At 70.2% G+C, this 6,668-nt stretch carries 4 protein-coding genes; 1 reads left to right on the top strand and 3 read right to left on the bottom strand.

Annotation, left to right across the window (positions count from 1 at the left end; all coding sequences use genetic code 11):
- Positions 1-77 precede the first annotated feature (77 nt).
- From COGEMETH_RS12045 to COGEMETH_RS12035, 3 genes are all read right to left on the bottom strand, one after another.
- Positions 78-3,203, bottom strand: coding sequence for an MdtB/MuxB family multidrug efflux RND transporter permease subunit (locus tag COGEMETH_RS12045; protein ID WP_238182802.1), 3,126 nt, complete (start codon positions 3,201-3,203; stop codon positions 78-80).
- Positions 3,204-3,225: 22 nt separating this feature from the next.
- Positions 3,226-4,566: an MdtA/MuxA family multidrug efflux RND transporter periplasmic adaptor subunit gene (locus COGEMETH_RS12040; RefSeq protein WP_238182801.1), complete on the bottom strand. Its 1,341-nt coding sequence runs from the start codon at positions 4,564-4,566 to the stop codon at positions 3,226-3,228.
- Between the two features lie 333 nt (positions 4,567-4,899).
- Positions 4,900-5,070: a hypothetical protein gene (locus tag COGEMETH_RS12035; RefSeq protein ID WP_238182800.1), complete on the bottom strand. Its 171-nt coding sequence runs from the start codon at positions 5,068-5,070 to the stop codon at positions 4,900-4,902.
- A gap of 436 nt (positions 5,071-5,506) precedes the next feature.
- Between COGEMETH_RS12035 and COGEMETH_RS12030 the strand changes: the two genes are divergently transcribed.
- The gene (locus COGEMETH_RS12030; RefSeq protein ID WP_238182799.1) at positions 5,507-6,661 is read left to right on the top strand and encodes an aminotransferase; all 1,155 of its coding nucleotides are present in this window, start codon (positions 5,507-5,509) and stop codon (positions 6,659-6,661) included.
- Positions 6,662-6,668 lie beyond the last annotated feature (7 nt).

Here is a 6,668-nt window from a genome sequence, read left to right as displayed (position 1 = left end):
CCGGCTCCCCTGCGCAGATGTGTGAATCCGGTAGCCCGCGGAGGGGGGAGGGGGCGGCGCGGATGCGGCTCGCTTCGTCACGGCATCGCCTCGCCGGCCGCGGTGTCGGGCGCCCGCCGGCCCGTCACCCGGCGCTCCAGCCGGTCGAAGGCGAGGTAGATCACCGGGGTGGTGAACAGGGTCAGCACCTGGGAGACGATGAGACCGCCGGCGATGACGATCCCCAGGGGCTGGCGCAGTTCCGAGCCGACGCCGGTGCCGAGGATCAGGGGCACGGCCGCGAACAGGGCGGCCAGCGTCGTCATCAGGATCGGGCGGAAGCGCAGCAGGCAGGCCTGGTAGATCGCCTCGCGGGGGTCGAGGCCCGCCTCGCGCTCGGCCTGGAGCGCGAAGTCGATCATCATGATCGCGTTCTTCTTCACGATGCCGATGAGGAGCACGATGCCGATGACGGCGATGATGTCGAGCGACAGCCCGAAGAGCATCAGCCCGAGCAGCGCCCCGATGCCGGCAGACGGCAGCGTCGAGAGGATCGTGATCGGGTGGATGAAGCTCTCGTAGAGCACGCCGAGCACGATGTAGACGGTGACGATGGCCGCCATCACCAGGAACAGCTCGTTGGCCAGCGCCGACTGGAAGGCGAAGACCGAGCCCTGCGGCACCAGGCGGAACGAGTCCGGCAGGTCGATGCTCCGGCGCGCGGTCTCGATCGCCTCCACCGCCTGCCCCAGCGCCGCGCCGGGGGCGAGGTTGAAGGAGACGGTCGTGGCCGGGAACTGGCCGAGATGCGAGATCAGCAGGGGCGCGCGCCGCTCCGAGACGCGGGCCACCGCCGAGAGGGGCACCTGCCCGTTGGTGGCGGTGGAGGAGGGCAGGTAGATCGCGTTCAGGCTGTCCAGGGTGCGGTGCAGGTCCGGGTCGGCCTCGAGGATCACCCGGTACTGGTTCGACTGGGTGAAGATGGTCGAGATGATGCGCTGGCCGAAGGCGTCGTAGAGGGCGTTGTCCACCGAGGCCGGGGTGATGCCGTAGCGGCCCGCCGTCGGCCGGTCGATGGTGATGTAGGCGGCCAGGCCCTGGCCCTGGTGGTCGCTGGCCACGTCCGCCACGACCGGCGAGGCCGAGAGGGCGGCGGTGAAGCGCGGCACCCAGGTCTCGAAGTCGTCGAGGTTCGGGCTCTCCAGGATGACCTGGTACTGGGTGGCCGAGACCGCGGTGTCGATGGTCAGGTCCTGGACCGGCTGCATGTAGAGGCGGATGCCGGCCGCGTCCGCGGTCGATGCCCGGATGCGCCGGATGATCGCGCTCGCATCCCCCGTGCGCTCGGCCTTGGGCTTCAGGTTGATCAGGAAGCGGCCGGAATTGAGGGTGACGTTGGCCCCGTCGACGCCGATGAACGAGGACAGGCTCGCCACGTCCGGGTCCTTGAGGATGAGCGCGGCCAGCCGCTGCTGGCGCTCGGCCATGGCCTTGTAGGAGACGGTCTGGTCGGCCTGGGTGATCCCCTGGATGACGCCCGTGTCCTGCACGGGGAAGAACCCCTTCGGGATCGCCACGAACAGCCAGGCGGTCAGCCCGACGGTGCCGATGGTCAGCAGCAGCGTAAGCCCCTGATGGTCCAGCACCACCCGCAGCGCCCGCCCGTAGGCGGCGATGGTCCCCTCCGTAGCCCCCCGCCCCATGCGGCTTAGAAACCCCTCGCGGCGGCGCGCCTGGCCCTCCGGCACGTGCCTGAGCAGACGCGCGCAGAGCATCGGCACCAGGGTGAGGGAGACCACCGCCGAGATGACGATGGTGGCGGCCAGCGTGATCGCGAACTCGTGGAACAGGCGCCCGACCACGTCGCCCATGAACAGCAACGGGATCAGCACCGCGATCAGGGAGACTGTGAGCGAGATGATGGTGAAGCCGATCTCGCGGGAGCCCTTGAGGGCCGCCTCGAGCGGCGAATCCCCGTCCTCGACGTGGCGGGCGATGTTCTCGATCACCACGATGGCGTCGTCCACGACGAAGCCGGTGGCGATGGTCAGAGCCATCAGCGACAGGTTGTCGAGGGAGAAGCCGTAGAGGTCCATCACCGCGAGCGCCCCGATGAGGGAGAGCGGCACCGACAGGCTCGGGATCAGGGTGGCGGAGAAGCTGCGCAGGAACAGGAAGATCACCAGGACGACGAGCGCGATGGCGAGCCCCAGCTCGAACTGGACATCCTCGACCGAGGCGCGGATCGTCACCGTGCGGTCGGTGAGGGGGGCGACCTGGATCGCGGCCGGCAGGCTCGCCTGGAGCTGGGGCAGCAGCGACTTGATCTTGTCCACCGTGGCGATGACGTTGGCGCCGGGCTGCCTCTGGATGTTGAGGATGACGGCCGGCGTCTCGTCGGACCAGGCGCCGAGCTTGGTGTTCTCCGGGCCCTCGACCACGTCGGCCACGTCCGAGAGCTTGACCGGGCCGCCGTTGCGGTAGGCGATGATGGCGTCGTCGTAGGCCTTCGGGTCGCGGATCTGGTCGTTGGCGTTGATGGCGTAGGATTGCGTCGGGCCGTCGATGTTGCCCTTGGGCGTGTTGACGTTGAGGTTGGTGATGGTGGTGCGCAGGTCGTCGATGTTGAGGCCGTAGGCGGCCAGCGCCCGGGCGTTGAAGCGCACCCGCACGGCCGGGCGCTGGCCTCCGGAGATGCTGACGAGGCCCACCCCGGCGACCTGCGAGATCTTCTGGGCGAGCCGTGTCTCGGCCAGGTCCCGCACCTGCGTCAGCGGCAGGGTTTTCGATGTCAGCGCCAGGGTCAGGACGGGCGCGTCGGCCGGGTTCACCTTCGCGTAGATCGGTGGGGCGGGCAGGTCCGAGGGCAGCAGGTTGCCGGCCGCGTTGATCGCCGCCTGGACCTGCTGCTCGGCGATGTCGAGGGGCAGGTCGAGGTTGAACTGGAGTGTGATGACCGAGGCGCCCGCCGACGATTGCGAGGTCATCTGGTTGAGGTTGGCGAGCTGCCCGAACTGCCGCTCGAGGGGCGCCGTGACGGCCGAGGTCATCACCTCGGGGCTGGCGCCGGGGTAGAAGGTCTGCACCTGGATCGTCGGGTAGTCGACGGAGGGCAGGGCCGAGACCGGCAGGTTCAGGTACGACACCCCGCCCACGATCAGGATCGCCAGCATCAGCAGCGTGGTGGCGACGGGGCGCAGGATGAAGAGGCGGGACGGGTTCATCGCGCGCTCAGGTCGTTGCGGCTCACGGCTGCTGCCGCCGGCGTCCGCGCTTCTGGCCGCCGTCCGTCGATCCCGTGGCCGCCGCCGGCTCGGCCGGCTTGCCCGGTCCCGCCGCGGCCTGGGCCCCGCTTGTGATCCGCACCGGCGCCCCGTCGCGCAGCCGGTCCGTGCCGTCGGTGACGACGCGGTCGCCGGCATTCAGCCCGGAGAGCACGACGGTGCGCGTCCCGTCCGTCTCGCCGACCTTGATCGGGCGGACGCTCACCTTCTCGTCGCCGTCCATCAGGTAGACGTAGGTGCCGGGCGTGCCCTGGAGGATGGCCGCGTTAGGCACCAGGGCTGCGTCGCGCACCGTGTCGACTGTGAGCTTGGCGTTGACGAACTGGTTGGGGAACAGCTCCTCGTCCGCGTTCTCGAACAGGGCGCGCAGGCGCACCGTGCCGGTGGTCACGTCGATCTGGTTGTCCACAGTGTCCAGGGTGCCGGTGGCGATCTCGTGGGCGTCGCCCCGGTCGTAGGCCCGGACCGCGAGCTTGGCGCCCGCACGTATCCGGCGCATCACGCGGGACACGTCGTCCTCGGGCAGGGTGAAGACCACCGAGATCGGGTGGAGCTGCGTGACCACGACGATCGCGGTGCTCCCGGCGGTGATGTAGTTGCCCTGGTCGACCTGGCGCAGGCCGACGCGGCCCTCCACCGGTGAGACGATGCGGGTGTAGGTGATGTTGAGGCGCTGCTGGTCCACCAAGGCCTGGTCGGCGGCGACCGTGCCCTCGTTCTGCTTCACCAGGGCCCCCTGGGTGTCGACGTTCTGCTTCGAGATCGAGTCCTGCTGCGAGAGCCGTTGGAAGCGGGCGAGGTCGAGCTTGGAGTTCTGCAGCAGGGCCTGGTCGCGGGCGAGCTGGCCCTGGTACTGGGCGAGCAGCGCCTCGTAGGGCCGCGAATCGATCTGGGCGAGGTAGTCGCCCCTCTTCACGGTCTGGCCCTCCCGGAAGCCGATCTCGGTGAGGTAGCCGCTGATCTGCGAGCGGATCGTCACGGTGGCCAGCGGCGTCACGGTGCCGAGCCCCTGGAGGATTACCGGCACGTCGCCGGTGGCAACCTGCGCGATCCCCACCGCCTGGGGCATGTCGCCGCCGCCGTGCCGGCCGCCGCGCCCGCCCTTGCCTGTCGTGTGTGTGCCGTCGCCGGCCACCTGGGTGCGGGCGTCGTACCAGCGGTGGGCGAGGGCGCCCGCGGCCAGCAGCGCCAGGATCAGCAGCATCCAGCGGCCGGGCCGGAACCGGCGCTTCGTGCGCACGGGGGCCTGTGCGGGCTGGTAGGCGCGCGCCGTCTCCGTGCGGATGGGTGAACTCTCGTTCATGCCTGATTAGAGCATGCCCCGGCGGCGATTGCCTCCGGACATGGCCCTATCCCCTTCGCTTCCACGCCCCCGCGTCATGCGAAACCGTCATCCGCGCGTCCCGAGCCCACCCTGCCCCACGCAAGGCGGACCTCCGGTACGGAAGGGGTTTTCGATCCGTCTCGCGAAAACCCGTCGATCCCGACATTGTGCGCGCCGGCACCTGTACCAGATCCGAACGGCCCGTGGCCGGTGCGGCATCTTGCGGATGGATGCAGGCGCTATGGGGCCCGAGGCGCGTGCCTGCACGCGCCAAGCCCTCGATCGAGGCAATGCCCCGTCAATGCGTCGTCACTACGGCACCGAGGTTTCGGGCGTGTTGCTGCCGGGTTCCCGCGCCTGCATGGCCTTGTAGAAGCGGACCACCTCGCGGAACGAGGCGTCGACCGGTGCGACCGGGACGGCGAGCCGCAGCCCGAGCCCCAGGGCTGCAGTCGCGACGGCGAGGGCGAGGCAGATTCGCATCGGCGGCTCCCGTAGCGCAGCCCCTGGCCGCAGGCGGCAGAGTGTGCACGAGCCGCCCGGACACGAAAAGGGCCGCCGGCGGAAGCTCGGCAGCCCGAAGTCTCTCGGCTGGAACGGACGTCTCTCGGCTGGAAAGCCGGTGGATCACGACCGGAGCAGCGTATCACCGAGGTGAAACGAGGGGGCGGAGTTCCACACCAGCGAACGCCGCTCCAGCCGTGTGAGCCATGAGATATCCGACGACTGATGAATGTCAACATTCGTCAGTCGTCTCCGGGGCGTGGCCGGGTCGCGGGTGTGCGCTCGCGCACGTTTCGCTTAGGGCCGTACCCCATGGTATGCCGCTCCGCCCAGCCGATCCAAAGGGATCGCGAGCTCCTGCGACGGCCCGGTCCATCAGGCTGCCGATGCCTCGTCTTCTCCAACCCCCGCACCGATGAATCCCGTCTTCGCCGACCTGCCGACGACCGTCTTCGAGACCATGTCCCGCCTCGCGCAGGCACACGGGGCGGTCAACCTCGGCCAGGGCTTTCCCGACGATCCCGGCCCCGCAGACATCCGGGAGCGGGGCGCCCGGGCCCTCGTCTCGGGGTGGAACCAATATCCGCCGATGATGGGGCTGCCGGTCCTGCGCGAGTCGGTCGCCGCCCACTACGCCCGCCACCAAGGGCTCGACCTCGACCCGGCGACCGAGGTCATGGTCACGTCGGGGGCCACCGAGGCGCTGGCCGGGGCGCTCCTCGCCCTGATCGAGCCCGGCGACGAGGTCGTCCTGTTCGCGCCGATGTACGACGCCTACCTGCCGCTGGTCCGCCGGGCGGGCGGCGTGCCGCGGATCGTGACCCTGCGCCCGCCCGCCTTCCGCCTCGACGAGGCGGCGCTCGCCGAGGTGTTCACGGCGCGCACCAAGCTGGTGCTGCTCAACAACCCGCTCAATCCGGCCGCCACCCTGTTCGGGCAGGCGGACCTCGCCCTGCTCGCCCGATTCTGCCGCTGCTTCGACGTGGTCGCGCTCTGCGACGAGGTCTGGGAGCACGTGATCTTCGACGGGGGGCGGCACGTCCCGCTGATGAGCCTGCCGGGCATGCGCGAGCGCACGGTCAAGGTCGGCTCGGCCGGCAAGATCTTCTCCCTGACCGGCTGGAAGGTCGGCTTCGTGATGGCCGACGCCCGCCTGATGCGGGTGCTCGCCAAGGCGCACCAGTTCCTCACCTTCACCACCCCGCCGAACCTCCAGGAGGCGGTGGCCTACGGGCTGGACAAGGACGACGCGTATTTCGAGGGGATGCGCGCGGGCTACGCGCGCTCCCGCGACCGGCTCGCCTCCGGCCTGCGGCGCCTCGGCTTCTCCGTTCTGCCGGCGCAGGCCACGTGGTTCCTCAACGTCGACGTCACGGGCCTCGGACACGCGGACGACGCGGCCTTCTGCGAGACCCTGGTGGCCACGCACGGCGTCGCCGCGATCCCGGTGAGCGCCTTCTATGCCGACGCCGCGGTGCGCAACCTCGTGCGCCTGTGCTTCGCCAAGGCGGACGCCACCATCGATGCGGCGCTGGAGCGCATGGCCGGCGTCATGCGGGCGGCGGCATGAGCGGGCC

The sequence above is a fragment of the Methylobacterium trifolii genome, assembly GCF_022179685.1.
GTDB classification, from domain to species: domain Bacteria; phylum Pseudomonadota; class Alphaproteobacteria; order Rhizobiales; family Beijerinckiaceae; genus Methylobacterium; species Methylobacterium trifolii.
This window is presented reverse-complemented; position numbering and strand designations above follow the sequence as displayed.

Excerpts from the sequence above, each read along its gene's own strand:
- COGEMETH_RS12045 (WP_238182802.1), bottom strand. The coding sequence starts at position 3,203 with ATGAACCCGTCCCGCCTCTTCATCCTGCGCCCCGTCGCCACCACGCTG.
- COGEMETH_RS12040 (WP_238182801.1), bottom strand. The coding sequence starts at position 4,566 with ATGAACGAGAGTTCACCCATCCGCACGGAGACGGCGCGCGCCTACCAG.
- COGEMETH_RS12035 (WP_238182800.1), bottom strand. The coding sequence starts at position 5,070 with ATGCGAATCTGCCTCGCCCTCGCCGTCGCGACTGCAGCCCTGGGGCTC.
- COGEMETH_RS12030 (WP_238182799.1), top strand. The coding sequence starts at position 5,507 with ATGAATCCCGTCTTCGCCGACCTGCCGACGACCGTCTTCGAGACCATG.